The following is a 17,063-nucleotide window of genomic DNA, read 5'->3' on the forward strand; positions in this document are numbered from 1 at the left end:
ATCGGCATGGTTAAGCCTTCTTCGTTCGGCTCGTTTTCTTTCAAGGGCGGCATCTTCCTTCATGACCACAACAAATCGCAGTTTCATTCACTCAACGATGATCATGCTGGCCATGGGCGGTCTTCTGCTGATTGGTATTGTCGCGGCCTCTTTGTTTCTCACGCAGCAAAATAGTTCGGCCTCCGACTCGATTGCGCAATTGAGACGGTTGCGTAGCTCCGCAAGCGATTTTCTCCTTGCCCTCCAGGAAGCCGAGACCGGTCAGCGCGGCTACCTTTTGACGCTGGATCCCATTTACAGAACGCCCTATGACAAGTCCGTGGCGCGTTTGAGCGAACAACAAAAGCGCTTCAACGAGGCGCTCGCTCCTTATCCGGAATATGTCGAAAGTCTCGGCAATCTTGATGGTGTGATCAAGGCCAAGCTCGATGAGATGGCAAGAACTGTGTCTTTGGCAGAGAAAGGCAGTTCGACAGAGGCACTCTCCATTGTGCGTAACGACACAGGCAACGCATTGATGGATGAAACGCGCGGGCGTATCAGCAAGATGATTGCCGCGATCGACGACCGGCTGCGCCTGAAAATTGCTGCACAGTTACAAACGGCGCAAAGCCTGCAATGGGTGTCGATTGGTGGTGCTGTAGCAATTGTCGCCGTCATGGGCGGGGCGATCTTGATCATCTTCCACCATGTGCGCGATCTTTCTGCTGCTCAACGGGAGGTGGAAGCCCTCAACCAGGACCTTGAGCAGCGCGTCAACGAGAGGACCGAGGACCTGATGCGTGCAAATCAGGAGGTCCAGCGCTTCGCCTACATTGTTACACATGATCTGCGTGCGCCGCTCGTGAATATTATGGGTTTCCTCAGCGAGTTGGAGACCGGCGTGAAGAGCGTCACCACCTTTGTGCACGCGCAGCCAGGCGGCCTTTCGGACAGTGAAGTAAAGGATGCGCAGCTTGCGGTTGAGGAAGATTTACCTGAAGCGATCAGCTTCATTCGCTCTTCGACCAAAAAGATGGATGCGCTGATCAATGCTATTTTGAAGATTTCCCGTGACGGACGCCGAAAGCTCGTGCCCGAGCGGATCGACCTGAAGGCGCTCGTTGAAAGTACGGTCGCCAATGTGCATCATCAAATCGTAGAGGCCGAAGGCCATGTGGCCATCGACATAAAAGTCTCAAGGCTCTACAGTGACCGCTTCTCGCTTGACCAGATCTTGAGCAACCTGATTGATAACGCCGTCAAATATCGTGCGGCAGATCGACCATTGTCGATTTCTATCGCTGCAAAACCGATCGGGATGGGACGTGTGCGTGTCGATGTTACGGATAACGGGCGAGGAATTGCGGCATCTGATATGGAGCGCGTGTTCGAACTGTTCCGTCGCGCAGGTACCCAGGACAAAGCGGGCGAGGGGATCGGTCTTGCCTATGTCCGCTCGTTAACACGAAATTTGGGTGGGGAAGTTACGGTGTCCTCCACAGAGGGAAAAGGCAGCACTTTCACGCTGGAGTTGCCTGCCGACCTCGGAGCCATCTTGAAGGATAGAAGCGAATGAAAGCCACCGGCAAAGAAGTCACCATCGTCATGGTCGAAGACGATGAAGGGCATGCGCGGCTAATCGAAAAGAACGTTCGCCGTGCTGGCGTTAACAATGAGATCGTGCCATTTGCGACAGGCAACGAAGCCCTGGACTTCGTCCTTGGTCCCGATCGCAGCGGCCTGGTCAGCGCTGACCGCTATCTTTTGATCCTGCTCGACCTTAATCTCCCGGACATGTCGGGGATCGATATTCTCGAAAGGATCAAGAGCAACGAATACACAAAGCGTCTGCCGGTCGTTATTCTGACGACAACCGACGACGAACGGGAAATTCAACGCTGTTACGACCTCGGTGCTAATGTGTACATCACAAAGCCCGTTGATTACGATAACTTCGCTAATGCCATCCGTCAGCTTGGTCTGTTCTTTTCCGTAATTCAAATTCCCCAATAGCGGCGCTTGAGGCCAAACGTCGCTCTATCGCATCTGCCGCACTTGATTGATTGGTTCAAGCGCGGCAGACAAGATGATCGTATCGAAGTTGTCGGTCTTCCATGTCGTCAATGCCGACGATTGCAGCAGAGATCCGCTGGCTCATCAAAGCTAGACTTTAGGATTTTAGAGGCCAATCCCTAGGGTAAGCCGATGTTGCTGAAGCGAAATACCTTCGGCCGATTTTAATGCGCCGCCTTCAAACTCATCGGGCGGTTCTACGCTTCAAATTTATGCTTACAAAATCCACGCAATGCAAATTGTCATCAATGCCAGGCTCGTCCACATGGAAACGCGCATGAAACGTATCCGGCGTACGCGTTCGCCAGTCCAGTCATAGGCCATGATACTACCTCCGTCAGGAACGAGCTGATCATGGCAGAGCGCGCTTGCGTAAGGCTTGCCTAAAATAGCCGTCTGTCCTGGTGAATTTTACCTGTCGACACCGCGATCTAGGTTCCGGTCGATGGATGTCAATAGGATCCGAACCGGAAGTCGACGTGTCCCGGCACTTGCGTTCCGGCGTTCTACAAAGAACCCGCCGTTTCTTCACATCGAAGCGCCGGCGCGTGCGAAATACGGGGAGGCTGACCGGCATCGGCTGTCGATGCCGGCGTAAGGTCATGAGTAGCGCTCTTCGCTCCAGGGATCGCCGCGCATGTGGTAGCCATTCTTTTCCCAGAAGCCGGCCTTGTCGCGTTCAAGGAACTCGATCCGGTTCAGCCATTTTGCACTTTTCCAGAAGTAGAGGTGTGGAACGACCAGTCGCATTGGACCACCATGCTCGCGTGTCAACGATGTTCCTTCCCATGCGGTTGCCAGGATGGCGTCTTCGGCGGCAAAATCGGCAAGCGGAAGATTGGTAGTGTAACCGTCGAAACTCGTCAGCATGACGTAGTGGGCGTTGTCTTTCGGCATGACCAGGTCAAGCAGGTCCTGCGTCGTCACGCCGTCCCAGCGGTTGTCGTAGCGCGACCAAGTCGTTACGCAGTGGATATCCGTGGTCAGGCTAGATTGCGTGAGGGCTTTAAACGCTTCCCAGTTCAAGCTTATGGGGTTGTCGACCAGTCCTACGATGTCGAGACGCCAGCTGCTCAGATTGATTTGCGGCTGCGATCCAAGATCGAGAACCGGCCAATTTTTGACCAGATGCTGGCCCGGCGGAAGCCTTTCAGCTTCTTGCCTTGCGGCACGTCCGGTCAAAAACTTGCCTTCCTCGGCCCAACGTCGTTTCGAACGCGTCAGCTTGCTGTCCTGCGCGGGGTCATCGCTCATGGAAATTCCTCTTGGTGAAGGCTGCATTGGACTGCGATGTCCGGCCAGTGTCAAGAACGGGCAGCGCGTAAGTCATGCTTATCATCGTCACCTGATTTTGGTTGGGGAGCCTCTGTGACGGTCACACCGTCGAAGTAGCAGCAACCGCTGCAAGAGTTTTGCTTGCCACTGCGCATGGCTGCTATTACTCACGAGCCAATGCGGATCTCGTTCCGCCTCATATTTGGAAATCGCCATGAGCAAAACAGAAAGCCGCTGCCGTCTCGTCCTTATTGTTCCCGATATCGAGGATCTCGATGCGCGCGCCACATTGCTTGCCAATGCTCTGCAGGGCGGCGACGTTGCCTCAGTCATCCTGCCGCAGTACCAGCAGGATGACGCAAGTTTCCAAAAGCACGCCGAAAAACTCGTGCCTATCATTCAGGAAGCGGGTGCTGCAGCCTTGCTCTGCGGAGACAGCCGCGTGGTCGGCCGCAGTAAGGCTGACGGTATTCATATTGCTGGTTCTGCTGCCGATATTGCAGAAGCCATTGACAGCTACGCCGATAAGCTCATCGTTGGCGGCGGTAACGCCGCCGACCGCCACCACGCACTGGAAGTTGGAGAAGAGCGTCCCGACTATATCTTTTTCGGTAAGTTGGACGGCGATATCAAACCGGAAGCGCATCCGAAAAATCTCGCTTTGGGCGAGTGGTGGGCATCGATGATCGAGATCCCTTGCATCGTGATGGGTGGAACCGATCCTTCTTCAGCGCTCGCGGTTGCGCAGACGGGCGCAGAATTTGTCGCGCTACGGCTTGCCGTTTTCGCCGAGCCCGACCGAGCTGCGGCGGTCATCGCTGAGGTTAATGCACTTTTGGACGAAAAAGCGCCACGGTTTGAGGTTTGATAATTTTTTCATGCCGTTTGTTCGCCCAGTTCTTTTGACAGCGCCTTTGGTTCTAGGTCTTTTCGTCGCAACAAGCGGAGCTGTTGTTGCGCAAACGATCGACAACGTCGTGACCAGGCCGGCTGGCGGCGAGGCTCAGCCTTTGAAGACCGGCCGAGCGACGGCGGAGGGGGCAGGGCCGTCCAGCGGTGTGGGCGTTTTCGAGCGCATGGGCGCCGATTTGCCGCCGCTTCCGCCGGAAAAGCCTTTTACCGGCAAAATTGACGAAGCTTACGGCGCCTATCAGCGCGGCTACTATCTGACGGCGATGGAAAAGGCGCTGCCGCGAGCGCAATTGGGAGATGCGGCTGCCCAGACACTCGTTGCCGAACTTCTCGCCAATGGGTTGGGCGTGCGCCGCGATACCAAGGCTGCAGCATTCTGGTATGGGAAAGCTGCCGACAAGGGCGATCCGGCCGCTATGTTCAAATATTCGCTGATCTTGATGGAAGGTCGTCTCGTGCCTCGTGATAAAGCGAAGGCTGACACTTTCATGAAAAAGGCTGCCGACAACGGCGACTCTTCGGCGCAATTCAACTGGGCGCAGACATTGACGGCCGATCATCCGGGCCGCGAAGGGCTGGAACTAGCGCTGCCTTACTACGAAAAATCCGCCGAGCAGGGCATTGCCGATGCGCAATATGCGGTTGCCGAGCTCTACTCCGTGCTACCGGATCTGCCCGCCGAGAAGAAGCGGCTGGCAAGGCAATGGATGGCGCGCGCGGCGCGTGCCGGTTTCGACACGGCACAGCTTGACCTTGGTGTCTGGTTCGTCAATGGCACCAACGGGCCGCGCGACTTTGTAAAGGGCTTCGAGTGGATCCAGCTTGCAGCCAATCGCGGCAATGTGGTTGCGCAAAACAAGCTTGCGCATCTTTACATCAATGCACTGGGGACCGCGCCCAATCCGGTCGAGGCGGCAAAATGGTATGTTCTGTCGCGTCGAGCTGGTTTGCCGGACCCGTCGCTTGAAGATTTTTACCTTGGCATTGAAGACGACCAGCAGAAAGCGGGCATCGAAGCAGCGGATCAATTCCGCAAGCTCCCCTGAGCCTGCATTGGCCGGATTTTGTCCTACACTTTGTGAGGGAGCGATGCTTACCGCCTAGAAGAGCGCGGCCAATACGTCGTCGTCATCGTCCTGGCCTGCGGTGGACGCAGAGGCAGCGACCGGCGCCTCGGCCTCAGCTGCGCCTTCCACAGCGGGCAGGATAGAGCGGTGGATGTCTCTTTCCTGAACCATGGTGTACACGCGAAAGATCTCGCGATCCAATGCGGCAATGGCCTCGGGGAGGTCACTGATGTCAGGCATCGTATCTCCGGCCTTTTCCGCTAGGTGATCCGCGCTGCGGCTCAGAATTTCGCCAAGGTCGTGCTGGAAGTCGAGGCTTGCGATCATCTGATTGATCTTGACCGCCACTTCCTGGCCATGCTCCGCAAAGCGCTCCAATTCGCCTTCCATCACATTCGCAGCATCGTAAATGCTGGAAACAGCTTGGTTGAGGTTCACGCCAAGGGTGCTGGATGAGCCTTCTGCCGTGGGAGCAATTCGGTTCGCGTTGCTTTTCAGATCGGGCAAAGCCTGATCGATGCCATTGGCTGACTCTTCCAGCTTGGCCGCAAAGATACGCAGTTCTGCCGTTACGACGTTGATGGAACGACCTTCTTCACCCAATCTGCTGCAGCGCAGGTTTGTATTGAGTGCCATGTAGCTGATGTCTGTTTTAATGGCACGGATCGAATCGATCGACTGAAGCAGCATGTCTGTCGTTGCAATGGTCGAGCGGCTGACGCGGTCCGCCTGCAGACCGGCATTTTCCACCTGAACGACAATAGCTTGAGCGGCTGCGACGCTTTCGCCGAGTTCGCGAACAAAGCTGTCGCCGCCCTTGGCCGTCATTTCTTCATGCAATTGCAGCAGTTCATCGACATCGCTGCGAAAGCTGATCATTGTTTCGACGACACTGCGCGACTTCGCGTTGAAGTCGGCGTGCATGTCCTGCATTTGCGCCGCCATCAGGTGGTCGATAGCGCATTCCAGCCGCCGTCTCTGATCCTCATTGAGCTGTTCGCGCCCCGTTTCGCTGAGATAGTGTGCAAGACGATCCGCCGCGTTCTGAACATGCTCGATACGCTGGCGCGTGATATCACCGATCTGCAAGGCCGATAGGGTCGCAGCAACTTTCGACTGTACGCTGCGTGCAATGACGCCGATCCGGCTGGCAATGTCTGCCATGCGCCGACGGTAGGCAATGATCTTTTCTGCATCTTCCTGCAGAGCAGCAGCCACTGACGGGACGTTTTCTGCATGGCTTTTGGCCACTTGTGCGCTGGACTCAAGCGCCAGTCGCACATCCTTATCCAGCGCCGACATGTTGCTGGCAAAGTCATTGACTTCTTTTGCACCGGAGGCGATGCGTTCGAGAATTTCCTGCGCAAAACCAGCAAAATCAGGAAGTCCGGCGCCCGTAATCTTCGCCGTTACGGCAAAGGTGCGCAGATAGCGCATTGTTTCCTGCATCTCGGCGACATATTTGCGCAGCGACGCTCCTGTTTCGCACAGCGATGCCAGCGCCTGTTCGCGCGCCAACTCGCCGCCCGGCAAGGCCCGAAGATGCCCGACGGTCTCGCTCAGTTCCTTGCCCGCGTCCTTGGAGCCGCCTCCATCGAGGGCGCCCGCAATCGTATCCAGAGACGAGACAAGCCGGTTAAGCACATCCATAACAGACAAGAGAACTGTGCCCGCTTCCAAGAAGCGCTTTTCAACCTGGCTTCGTGCGTCCTCTAGAACGCCAGCAATGCCGGAAGGCGAGTCATGCAGCACTCTGGAATGGTTTGCGGCTGTAGTTGGCACAGCTGTTCCTCTGTCGGTTACAAGTCTTGTTTGTGTATCTTTTAGAGGCATTGTTACAACGAGCGGTAAACGACGCGAGACTCGTCCTCGTTGTGTTTAATGAACGGTTATAAACCGCTGCCGTTTTTGAGCGATTTTTCAATTATGTCGTAAATTATTGAAACTGCTGGAAATTTGTAACTGGCTCATGCTGACTGTTATTTATACCAGATGAGAAATTGGGAGTCCTCGCAGCATCTCTTTCTGCAACTGATACAACCTCAGTTTACCCCTCGTTAAGTCTGCCGTGAGAGTCCTGTTTTATCGCATAATATTTTGCAAGATGGGGACGGGTTTGACTCTAGAGCAGACGCCTTTGCAGCGTATAACGTTGCCAAATAACCTGACTATCAGGAATATCTCCGAGATATACTCTACGGTCGGCGAGGCTTTTACTTCGTCATTCTCTCTCTGCTTGGATATTCCTGCCGGCGCCCAAATCGATCTGAGCTTTGTGCAAATGATCGAGGCGCTGCGACGTCAGGCACGGGATGACCACAAAGATCTTACTTTGGCGGGGCCGGTTCAAGACAACCTGGCCACGATCCTACGGCAGGCCGGCCTTTGGGACGGCCTTGAGGCCGACGATAAAAAATTCTGGTTGCATGAAGGGGTTGCGCAATGAGCGGACATATTCTCACGGTTGACGATTCTGCGAGCATTCGCATGACGACGAAAATCGCCTTGTCAGGCGCCGGCTATACGATCACCGAGGCTGTGGATGGTGCCGATGGCCTAGCGAAGGTGCGTAGCGGTACCTTCGATCTCATTGTGACCGATCTTAACATGCCCAACATGGACGGGTTGACGATGATCGAGAACATTCGCAAGCTTCCCAACCAGGCCGGTGTTCCGATCATCTTTCTGACGACGGAATCGGACGGCGATATCAAAGCCCGCGCCAAAGCGGCCGGAGCTACCGGCTGGCTGACCAAGCCTTTTGATCCCGAAATGCTGGTCAAAATCGTCAAGAAGGTTCTGGGTCGATGAACACACTCGACCCGGTTCAGGTCTTCAGGGCAGAGGCAGCCGAATGCCTTGAGCAGATCGAAGAAGGACTGCTCGATCTTACCCATGATCTGGAAAATCGCGCTCTCGTCGACGCGGTCTTTCGCGGCCTTCATACGCTCAAGGGCTCTGGAGCGATGTTCGGCTTCAATGCGCTTGCAGCCTTTACGCATCACTGCGAGACGGCATTCGACCGGGTTCGCAAAGGCGAGGTGCCGGCAACAGCTGAACTTGTTGCCGCCGTTCTGTCGGCGCAGGACCATATGCGCAGCCTGATCGACAATCCCGATGCCGATGACGGTGTGACGGGTGCTCGGCTTCTCGACCAGTTGCGTGCTGCCGTGGGGGGCGAAGCGCCCGCTGCTGCATCTGTTGCTGCGGCTTCTGCTCCGGAGCCTGAACCGCAAACTCAGTCATCGGCGCAGACCGCACCGAGAAATCGTTGGCGCATTCGTTTCCGCTTGCCGGATACGTCGATGGCGAATGGTACGAACCCACTCGGCCTTCTCGACGAACTGCGCGACCTTGGCGAGTGCACCGTGCGGGCCAATCTCTCGGCGTTGCCGTCCTGGGCCGACTACGATCCCAAGCTTCTTTATATGTCCTGGGAGGTCGATCTTGTCACCGAGCATGATCGTTCGGCTGTCGACGACGTCTTCATATTCGTGATGGACGACATGGAGCTCACGGTCGAGGACTTGGAAGATGCGACGGCGGCCGCCGTCACAGAACCAGCCGTTTCAGTGCAGGACGTCACTGTTGTCGCCGCCCAACCGCCGGTGCCGCCCATCCAGCCGAGCCTTCCGGTTGCCTCCGCTCCGGCGGTGCGTCCGGTCGAGGCGGTTCCCGTCAAGAAAGATGCCGCACCTGCCGCGGCCAATCACGGTAAGCCTGCCGAAAGCGTGCGTGTTCCGGCCGAGCGCCTTGACGAGTTGATGGATCGCGTTGGCGAGCTTGTCATTGCACAATCGCGCCTCAGTCAGTTGGCAAGTTCAAGCGCAGATATGGGGCTTCGATCCGTCTCAGAAGAAATCGAGCGCCTTTCCGGTGAGCTTCGCGACACGATGATGGTGCTACGCATGGTGCCCGTCGGCACCTTGTTCTCCCGCTTCCGTCGCCTCGTTCATGACCTGGCCCGTGAAACAGGCAAGGTAATCGAGCTCGTCTGCGAAGGAGAGTCGACCGAAGTCGACAAGACCGTCATCGAACGACTTGCCGATCCTCTGGTCCATCTCGTCCGCAACTCGATCGACCATGGCCTGGAGCCGCCAGAGGAACGCAAAGCCGCAGGTAAAGCGGACGCTGGCACGGTTATCCTTTCGGCACGCCAGTCAGGCGGCGAAGTGATCATCTCGATCAGCGACGACGGTCGCGGCATCAACCGTGAGCGCGTTCGGGCGAAGGCGGAAAGCTCTGGCCTTATCGCACCCGGACAGCCCCTGTCCGACCAGGAACTTCTGCAGCTTATCTTTGCGCCGGGCTTTTCGACAGCGGCACAAATCACCAACCTTTCAGGCCGCGGTGTCGGCATGGATGTGGTGAAGAAAACCGTCGAAGCGTTGCGTGGCACCATCGAAATCGAGAGCGCCAACGGCAAAGGCTCCGTCGTGTCGCTGCGCATTCCGCTGACGCTTGCCATCATCGATGGATTGCTGGTGAGGGTCGGCAACGGCCGTTACGTTATCCCGCTCTCGGCCGTCGAAGAATGCCTTGAACTTTCGCTGGAGGAAGATCTTCGCTCGCGCGGACGCAGCTTCCTTTCGCTGCGGGAAAGCCTCGTTCCGTTCCTCAGGCTTCGCGATCTTTTCCGGACCAGCACGAAGCCCGATCCTTATCAAAAAATCGTCGTGGTTTCGACGGGATCGGAACGCGTCGGTCTCGTGGTGGATCAGATCATCGGCGATCACCAAACGGTCATCAAGTCGATGTCCAAGCTGCATCAGGATGTGCCGACCTTCTCCGGCGCAACTATCCTTGGCGACGGTAGCGTCGCCCTCATTCTCGATGTCGGTCATCTTGTGGCCGCAGGTCAACAGCAGGAGGCGCATATGCGTGCTGCAGTATGAGTGCTCTTCTCGCAGAACAACACGAAGGTCATTGGTGGACGGACAAGGATGAGGTCGAAGTTCTGACCTTCAACCTCGGCGGTGAGACATTCGCGCTCGAAGCCGTTACGGTGCAGGAAATACTCGATCTTCTGCCGGAGACGGCTGTGCCTGGCGCCTCGGCCTTCGTCGCAAGTGTCATTAATTTTCGCGGCAAGGTCATTCCTCTCGCGGATCTTCGTCTTGCCTTCGCAATGGAGAGGACGGAGGCGACGATCGACAGCCGGATCATCGTGATCCAGATCGATCTGCAGGGGGAAGAGACCCTGATCGGATTGATGACCGACAAGGTGAATGAAGTGACCACGCTTGCAAAATCCGCAAGCGAATTGCCGCCGAGCGTCGGCATGCGCTGGCGCGCCGACTTCATCCGTTGCCTCGTCAAGAGGGCAGGGCAGTTCATCATCATACCGGATCTGAACACAATATTCTCGTCGCGCCACGAAGCGGGACGCGGGACAACCGATTTGTCGGCGAAGGGGTAGAGCATGCGAATGACAATCAAGACAAAGCTGGCAATAGCATTTACCTGCATCATCTTGATGCTGATGGGCACGGCTGCTTACGGTCTTCGCAGCCTCAGCGCCTTCAACGATATGATCGGCGATATCATCGCAGGGCCTGTGACGCGGCTGGAACTGGCACAGCGTCTCAACATCGCTGATCTGCAAATCATCCGGCAGCAGAAGAACGTGCTGACGGCCCGTAGCCCGGAAGACGTTGAGAAGGCAATCGAACGCGGCGATGAAGCGCGCCGCGACTTCGAAGACGCGATGAAGGCCGTGATGGTTCTCGCCACGGAAGAGGGCAAGCCGCGCTGGAATGAAATCAGCAAGTCCTATGCGGATCTGGTGTCTTCCGACGACCGTATCCGCCAGTTCGTCAAGGCGGGCAAGGCGGACGAAGCCAATCAGGTCTCCGTTACCGATGCGCGTGCCGTTGCCAATAAAATGGATGGCGAGCTCAACGAAATCCTCAAGCTGGAAAAGCAGCGCCTCAAGGATGCTGACGACAACGGCGATGTCGAATATGCCAAAACGCGGATGACCATGGCGATCGTGGCCGGCATCTCGCTTCTGTTTGGTGTGATCACCGCCGTCTGGATCGCCATGTCGATCAGCCGAGGGCTGAAGCGAGCCAATGTGGTTGTGCGCAATGTCGCCGAGGGCGATCTGACGCAGACCGCCGAAATCACCAATCGCGATGAGATCGGCGAACTCCTCAGCAACGTCAATGTCATGATCGAGCGCTTGCGAGGTGTGGTCGCCGACTCCTTGTCCGCTTCCGAAAATGTTTCGGCCGGCAGCCAACAGCTGTCGTCTGCCTCTGAGCAGGTCTCGCAGGGTGCCACCGAGCAGGCTGCGGCTGCCGAAGAAGCTTCAGCTTCGATGGAGCAGATGGCCGCGAACATCAAGCAGAATGCCGACAATGCCGCGCAGACCGAAAAGATCGCGCGCCAGTCCGCCAAGGATGCAGAAGCTTCTGGTGACGCTGTTCGTAGCGCCGTGCAAGCCATGCAGACAATTGCCGAGAAGATCTCGATCGTGCAGGAAATTGCTCGTCAGACCGATCTTCTGGCACTCAATGCTGCCGTCGAGGCAGCGCGTGCTGGCGAACATGGCAAGGGCTTTGCGGTCGTTGCCTCCGAAGTGCGCAAGCTGGCCGAACGCTCGCAGTCCGCAGCAACCGAGATCAGCGCCATGTCCGGCGATACTGTGAAGGCAGCACGCGAAGCGGGTGAAATGCTGGGACGTCTTGTCCCGGATATTCGCAAGACCGCCGAACTTGTCTCCGAGATTTCCGCTGCCTGCCGTGAGCAGGACATCGGAGCCTCGCAGATCAATGAGGCCATCCAGCAGCTCGATCAGGTGACGCAGCAAAATGCCGGCGCCTCCGAAGAGATGTCTGCGACCTCGGAAGAACTTGCGGCCCAGGCCGAAGAACTTCAGACGTCCATCGCCTTCTTCAAGGTTGATCTCGGCAATACGCGTGTCGCTGCTGCCAAGCCAGCCGCTTCCCGCCAGCCGGCGAAGGTTGCACCCAAAGCAAAAGCACCCGTCAGTGCCCCTCGCAAGGCAGTGGGATCGTCCAGCAATTCGGTTGCCAACCAGCAGGCGCGTGTGAAGGGCTTTGCTCTCGACATGTCGCATGGCGGACCTGACGAGATGGACCTGGACTTCAAGGAAAGTGCGTAAGCAAGACGGCCAATTGAAACGCTAATCGCCAGAAGTTGTATGGGACTAATCAGTAGTCCAGCTTGGTATCATGAAGACACCGACCCAGATCGCTCCTCCCTTTGCCGACAGCGTTAAAGGCAGAGCTTCTGGAAACAAATTTTCAAAACCAATGTCACGGAACACTCCCATGCGATTTACAATAAAAGCCAAATTAGCGCTTAGCTTCTTTCTGATGATAGCAATGGCCTGCGGGATGGCAGCCATTGCTATTGTAAACCTGTCGTCCCTGAACTCTGCAATCACCGATATTGTCAGTGGGCCTGCGACCAATCTCAGAAACTCGAGTGATCTCTCTGATGCAGTTCTAATGTCTATTAGAGCCGAGAAGAATGCCGTCATTAATACAAACCCTGATGAGATTCAGGGTTATCTTGATGAGGTTGCAGCAAAGCGGACCGTGATCAGCACCAAGATCAGTGCGCTTGAGAATGAGACCGAGCCGAAGATCCACGCACAGGTCGCAAATTTCAAGGATGCGCTGCCTTCCTGGATGAAAATCCAAGATCAAATTCTTGATCTTGCGAAGCGTAACACTCAAGAATCCAATGAGGCGGCCGGTAAGCTGTCGATGGGCGACGGCGCCAAGGTAACCGGAGCTCTTTTAGAGACGCTTGGAAAGCTGAACGACGCTGTTGCTGTCGATCTCAAAAATACCGACGACAAAACAGACGATGACTACGCGGAAGCGCGCTCCATCGTTCTGAGCTCCGTCGGTGCTTTAGTCGTCTTTTCATTGCTTGTTGCCGTCTGGATGTCGCTGACCATTTCGAGAGGGCTGAAACGCGCAGGCTCGATGGCTGATGCTGTTTCTATTGGTGATCTAACGACCGATGTTGATCATAAGGCGAATGACGAGATCAAAGACCTGATCACCTCCATGCGAAAGATGGTAGCGAATCTAAACACGACTGCGGATCTTGCCGATAAGGTAGCTGGTGGCGACCTGACGGTCACACCAAAGCCTCTGTCCGAAAAAGACAAGCTCGGAATGGCTCTCCTAACGATGGTCGAACGACTTCGCGGTGTCGTGGCCGATGCGCTTTCGGCCTCTGACAACGTCTCGTCTGGTAGCCAGCAGCTGTCGTCCGCGTCCGAGCAGGTCTCGCAGGGTGCCACCGAGCAGGCTGCCGCTGCCGAAGAAGCTTCGGCTTCGATGGAGCAGATGGCCGCGAACATCAAGCAGAACGCCGACAATGCCGCGCAGACCGAAAAGATCGCGCGTCAGTCTGCCAAGGATGCAGAAGCTTCTGGTGACGCTGTTCGCAGTGCCGTGCAAGCCATGCAGACCATTGCCGAGAAGATCTCGATCGTGCAGGAAATTGCCCGGCAGACCGATCTTCTGGCACTCAATGCGGCCGTCGAGGCAGCGCGTGCTGGCGAACATGGCAAGGGCTTTGCGGTCGTTGCCTCCGAAGTGCGCAAGCTGGCGGAACGCTCGCAGTCCGCGGCAACCGAGATCAGCGCCATGTCGGGCGAAACGGTAAAAAGCGCCAGAGAAGCTGGTGAAATGCTGGGACGTCTCGTCCCGGATATTCGCAAGACGGCCGAGCTTGTCTCCGAGATTTCCGCTGCCTGCCGTGAGCAGGATATCGGGGCGTCTCAGATCAACGAAGCCATTCAGCAGCTGGACAAGGTCACGCAGCAAAATGCCGGCGCGTCTGAAGAGATGTCTGCAACTTCGGAAGAACTTGCGGCACAGGCCGAGGAACTGCAAAGCTCGATTGCCTTCTTCAAGGTTGATCTCGGCAATACGCGCGTTGCTGCTGCCAAACCTGCGTCTCGCCAGCCGGCGAAGGCCGCTGCAAAAGCGGTTGCGACCCACACACCCGCGCGCAAACCTGCATCTGCATCCGGCAATTCGGTTGCCAATCAGCAGGCGCGTGTGAAGGGCTTTGCCCTCGACATGTCCCATGGCGGACCTGACGATCTCGACATGGATTTCAAGGAGAGCGCTTGAGGACTAACGAGCTGACGACCGCATCCTTGCGCGTCGTCAGCTGCTTCAAAGCGGATGGTCGCTTTGCTGGCGGTTCATGAGGAGCCCAAAGAACAAGCTGCCAATGATGCCTTCGGACGCGCTCCGTCCAAGGCCTCGCCGGCAGCATCGGGAAAAAAGGGAACCTTTGATGCGCTTTACGATAAAAACGAAGCTGGCTTTGGCCTTCGGCTTGCTGATACTTCTCTCAAGCGGCATGGTGACGATGGCGATCTTGAATCTTTCGTCCCTCAATCTCGCTATTACGGCGATTGTCAAAGGACCATCGGCAAACCTGCGAAATTCAGGCGATCTTTCGACGGCATTGCTTAATGCCATCCGATTTGAGAAGAACGTCATTCTGAGCACGGATCCGCAGACGATCAAATCCTTCGTGGATATGGTCAGGGACAACAAGTCGAAAATCCCGACGATTGCCACGACGATCGATCAGCTGACGGACAATCAAATTGTCACAGAAAAACTGAATAATTTCAATTCACTGTTCAAAAAGTGGAGCGATCTCGACGAGCAGGTGCTGAAGCTCGGCACTGAAAATACCGAGGAATCCAACAAGCAAGCAGCGCAGATTTCCATGACTGACGCTCGCCAGGTCTCTGCAGACATGTTGGCCGCACTCGATGCCGTTAACAATGCGATTGTTGACGATTTGCATCAAACCGATGAGACAACCAACAGCGAATATTCCGAGTCGCGGCTGATCATGTTGACCGGTCTCGGCATTCTGATTGTCTTCTCGATTGCTGTTGCGCTGTGGATGTCCTTGACGATTTCTCGCGGGCTGAAGCGCGCGGTCACACTGGCGGATGCGGTTTCCATCGGCGATCTCAACCAGACCATCGAGCACAAGGCGAATGATGAAATCCGCGATCTCGTCACTGCGATGACGAAGATGACCGATAATCTTCGCAAGACAGCAGCCAATGCCGATACGATTGCTGCGGGCGATCTCTCCGTCAAGATCGAGGAGCTATCCGCCAAGGATACGCTCGGCCTTTCCATGAAGGCGATGGTTGCCAATCTTCGTGCGACCGCCGATATCGCAGAAAAGATTGCAGGTGGTGATCTGACCGTGACGCCGAAGCCTTTGTCTGACAAGGATATGCTCGGCACGGCTCTTCTGACGATGATCGAACGTCTTCGCGGTGTGGTGGCCGATGCCATCTCCGCATCCGAAAATGTTTCGTCCGGTAGTCAGCAGCTGTCGTCTGCTTCCGAGCAGGTCTCGCAAGGCGCCACCGAGCAGGCCGCATCGGCCGAGGAAGCTTCGGCTTCGATGGAACAGATGGCCGCCAACATCAAGCAGAACGCCGACAATGCCGCGCAGACCGAAAAGATTGCGCGTCAGTCCGCCAAGGATGCAGAAGCTTCGGGTGATGCGGTTCGCAGCGCCGTGCAGGCCATGCAGACCATTGCCGAGAAGATCTCGATCGTGCAGGAAATTGCTCGTCAAACCGATCTTCTGGCACTCAATGCTGCCGTCGAGGCAGCGCGCGCCGGCGAACATGGCAAGGGCTTTGCGGTCGTTGCTTCCGAAGTGCGCAAGCTCGCAGAACGCTCGCAATCTGCCGCCATGGAAATCAGCACCATGTCCGGCGATACGGTGAAAGCCGCTCGCGAAGCAGGCGAAATGCTCGGACGTCTCGTCCCGGATATTCGCAAGACAGCCGAGCTTGTCTCTGAGATTTCTTCCGCTTGTCGCGAGCAGGATATCGGAGCGTCTCAGATCAACGAGGCCATCCAGCAGCTCGACAAGGTCACGCAGCAAAATGCCGGTGCGTCGGAAGAGATGTCTGCGACTTCGGAAGAACTTGCGGCACAAGCCGAAGAACTTCAGACGTCCATCGCCTTCTTCAAGGTGGATCTGGGCAATAGCCGCGTGATGGCGGCAAAGTCCGCCGGCCGTGGAGCAAGCAAGGCGCCTTACTCGCATGCGGCTTCGCGCAAACCTGCTGCATCGACGAGCCACACCGTTGCTGCCCAGCAGGCGCGTGCCAAGGGCTTTGCGCTTGATATGTCGCAGGGCGGGCCAGACGATCTCGATATGGACTTCAAGGAGAGTGCTTGACCATGGCAGCCACATCCTCGGATGCGCAATATGTTACCTTCAGTCTCGGCGAAGAAATCTTCGCCTTGCCTGTCTCGGTCGTGCAGGAAATTCTGGACTATGCAGAAGCCTTCAAGGTTCCTAACGGTCCAGACTATCTTCTCGGGCTTCGCGACGTGCGAGGCCAGGGTGTCCCGACTCTCGATCTTCGCTTGAAGCTCGGAATGTCGAAAACGGTGCCGACCGCCCATACGCGGGTTCTTGTTCTGAATGTACCGCTGGATGGGCGCGTGCTGACGCTTGGCCTCGTCGCCGACCGCGTTTTTGAAGTCACGCCTTTCAAGTCGTCCGATATCGAGCCTGCGCCCGATATCGGGATCCGCTGGCGTTCCGATTATATCGCCGGTGTTGTCCGCCGCGAAACAGGTTTTGTGGTACTGATGGACATTGCGAAGCTTCTGTCGCGGGACGATATGACGACGCTACAGCCTGCAGCCTGACGGTCGTTCCAACAGGTTGCAAGGTGCGGACGAAAAGAGC

15 protein-coding genes are annotated in these 17,063 nt (G+C 56.4%); 12 read left to right on the top strand and 3 right to left on the bottom strand.

What is annotated here, in order from left to right:
- Nucleotides 1–61 precede the first annotated feature (61 nt).
- Nucleotides 62–1,558, top strand: a complete 1,497-nt coding sequence (locus VQ830_RS21845) for a sensor histidine kinase (protein WP_337270269.1) — start codon at nucleotides 62–64, stop codon at nucleotides 1,556–1,558.
- Nucleotides 1,555–1,995, top strand: a complete 441-nt coding sequence (locus VQ830_RS21850; RefSeq protein ID WP_337270270.1) for a response regulator — start codon at nucleotides 1,555–1,557, stop codon at nucleotides 1,993–1,995. Before VQ830_RS21845 ends, VQ830_RS21850 begins: the two co-directional genes overlap by 4 nt.
- A gap of 660 nt (nucleotides 1,996–2,655) precedes the next feature.
- Here VQ830_RS21850 and VQ830_RS21855 read toward each other — a convergent pair.
- Entirely contained in the window at nucleotides 2,656–3,309 is a 654-nt protein-coding gene (locus tag VQ830_RS21855; protein WP_337270271.1) for a sulfite oxidase-like oxidoreductase, read from the bottom strand.
- Nucleotides 3,310–3,544: 235 nt separating this feature from the next.
- Here VQ830_RS21855 and VQ830_RS21860 point away from each other — a divergent pair, with 235 nt between their 5' ends.
- Both VQ830_RS21860 and VQ830_RS21865 read left to right on the top strand, forming a co-directional pair.
- Nucleotides 3,545–4,198, top strand: a complete 654-nt coding sequence (locus VQ830_RS21860) for a thiamine phosphate synthase (RefSeq protein WP_337270272.1) — start codon at nucleotides 3,545–3,547, stop codon at nucleotides 4,196–4,198.
- A 10-nt stretch (nucleotides 4,199–4,208) separates the two neighbouring features.
- Complete coding sequence (locus VQ830_RS21865; RefSeq protein ID WP_337270273.1) at nucleotides 4,209–5,288, top strand: tetratricopeptide repeat protein; 1,080 nt, start codon at nucleotides 4,209–4,211, stop codon at nucleotides 5,286–5,288.
- Nucleotides 5,289–5,342: 54 nt separating this feature from the next.
- On the opposite strand, the gene VQ830_RS21870 is transcribed toward VQ830_RS21865, so the two are convergent.
- Complete coding sequence (locus tag VQ830_RS21870; RefSeq protein ID WP_337270274.1) at nucleotides 5,343–7,091, bottom strand: coiled-coil domain-containing protein; 1,749 nt, start codon at nucleotides 7,089–7,091, stop codon at nucleotides 5,343–5,345.
- 322 nt (nucleotides 7,092–7,413) lie between these two features.
- On the opposite strand from VQ830_RS21870, the gene VQ830_RS21875 reads away from it, so the two are divergent.
- From VQ830_RS21875 to VQ830_RS21895, 5 genes are read left to right on the top strand one after another with little or no spacing between them, the layout of a single operon-like run.
- Nucleotides 7,414–7,755, top strand: a complete 342-nt coding sequence (locus VQ830_RS21875; RefSeq protein ID WP_337270275.1) for an STAS domain-containing protein — start codon at nucleotides 7,414–7,416, stop codon at nucleotides 7,753–7,755.
- The gene (locus VQ830_RS21880) at nucleotides 7,752–8,120 is read left to right on the top strand and encodes a response regulator (RefSeq protein WP_337270276.1); all 369 of its coding nucleotides are present in this window, start codon (nucleotides 7,752–7,754) and stop codon (nucleotides 8,118–8,120) included. The genes VQ830_RS21875 and VQ830_RS21880 overlap by 4 nt, the downstream gene beginning before the upstream one ends.
- On the top strand, nucleotides 8,117–10,204 hold the full coding sequence (locus tag VQ830_RS21885; protein ID WP_337270277.1) for a chemotaxis protein CheA: 2,088 nt from the start codon (nucleotides 8,117–8,119) through the stop codon (nucleotides 10,202–10,204). Before VQ830_RS21880 ends, VQ830_RS21885 begins: the two co-directional genes overlap by 4 nt.
- Nucleotides 10,201–10,728, top strand: coding sequence for a chemotaxis protein CheW (locus tag VQ830_RS21890; RefSeq protein ID WP_337270278.1), 528 nt, complete (start codon nucleotides 10,201–10,203; stop codon nucleotides 10,726–10,728). Before VQ830_RS21885 ends, VQ830_RS21890 begins: the two co-directional genes overlap by 4 nt.
- Before the next feature lie 3 nt (nucleotides 10,729–10,731).
- Nucleotides 10,732–12,438, top strand: a complete 1,707-nt coding sequence (locus VQ830_RS21895; RefSeq protein WP_337270279.1) for a methyl-accepting chemotaxis protein — start codon at nucleotides 10,732–10,734, stop codon at nucleotides 12,436–12,438.
- Nucleotides 12,439–12,483: 45 nt separating this feature from the next.
- Here VQ830_RS21895 and VQ830_RS21900 read toward each other — a convergent pair whose 3' ends face one another.
- Complete coding sequence (locus VQ830_RS21900) at nucleotides 12,484–12,684, bottom strand: hypothetical protein (RefSeq protein ID WP_337270371.1); 201 nt, start codon at nucleotides 12,682–12,684, stop codon at nucleotides 12,484–12,486.
- Between VQ830_RS21900 and VQ830_RS21905 the strand changes: the two genes are divergently transcribed.
- The 3 genes from VQ830_RS21905 to VQ830_RS21915 all read left to right on the top strand — a co-directional run bounded on the left by VQ830_RS21905 (nucleotide 12,608) and on the right by VQ830_RS21915 (nucleotide 17,023).
- Nucleotides 12,608–14,437 (top strand): methyl-accepting chemotaxis protein, encoded by a 1,830-nt coding sequence (locus VQ830_RS21905; RefSeq protein WP_337270280.1) that lies wholly within the window; start codon nucleotides 12,608–12,610, stop codon nucleotides 14,435–14,437. The two genes, VQ830_RS21900 and VQ830_RS21905, sit on opposite strands and share 77 nt — an antisense overlap.
- Before the next feature lie 169 nt (nucleotides 14,438–14,606).
- Nucleotides 14,607–16,544, top strand: a complete 1,938-nt coding sequence (locus tag VQ830_RS21910; RefSeq protein ID WP_337270281.1) for a methyl-accepting chemotaxis protein — start codon at nucleotides 14,607–14,609, stop codon at nucleotides 16,542–16,544.
- 2 nt (nucleotides 16,545–16,546) lie between these two features.
- Nucleotides 16,547–17,023, top strand: coding sequence for a chemotaxis protein CheW (locus VQ830_RS21915; RefSeq protein WP_337270282.1), 477 nt, complete (start codon nucleotides 16,547–16,549; stop codon nucleotides 17,021–17,023).
- Nucleotides 17,024–17,063 lie beyond the last annotated feature (40 nt).

Origin of the sequence: Oryzifoliimicrobium ureilyticum (assembly GCF_037199735.1) — a bacterium.
Taxonomy (GTDB): domain Bacteria; phylum Pseudomonadota; class Alphaproteobacteria; order Rhizobiales; family Rhizobiaceae; genus Rhizobium; species Rhizobium ureilyticus.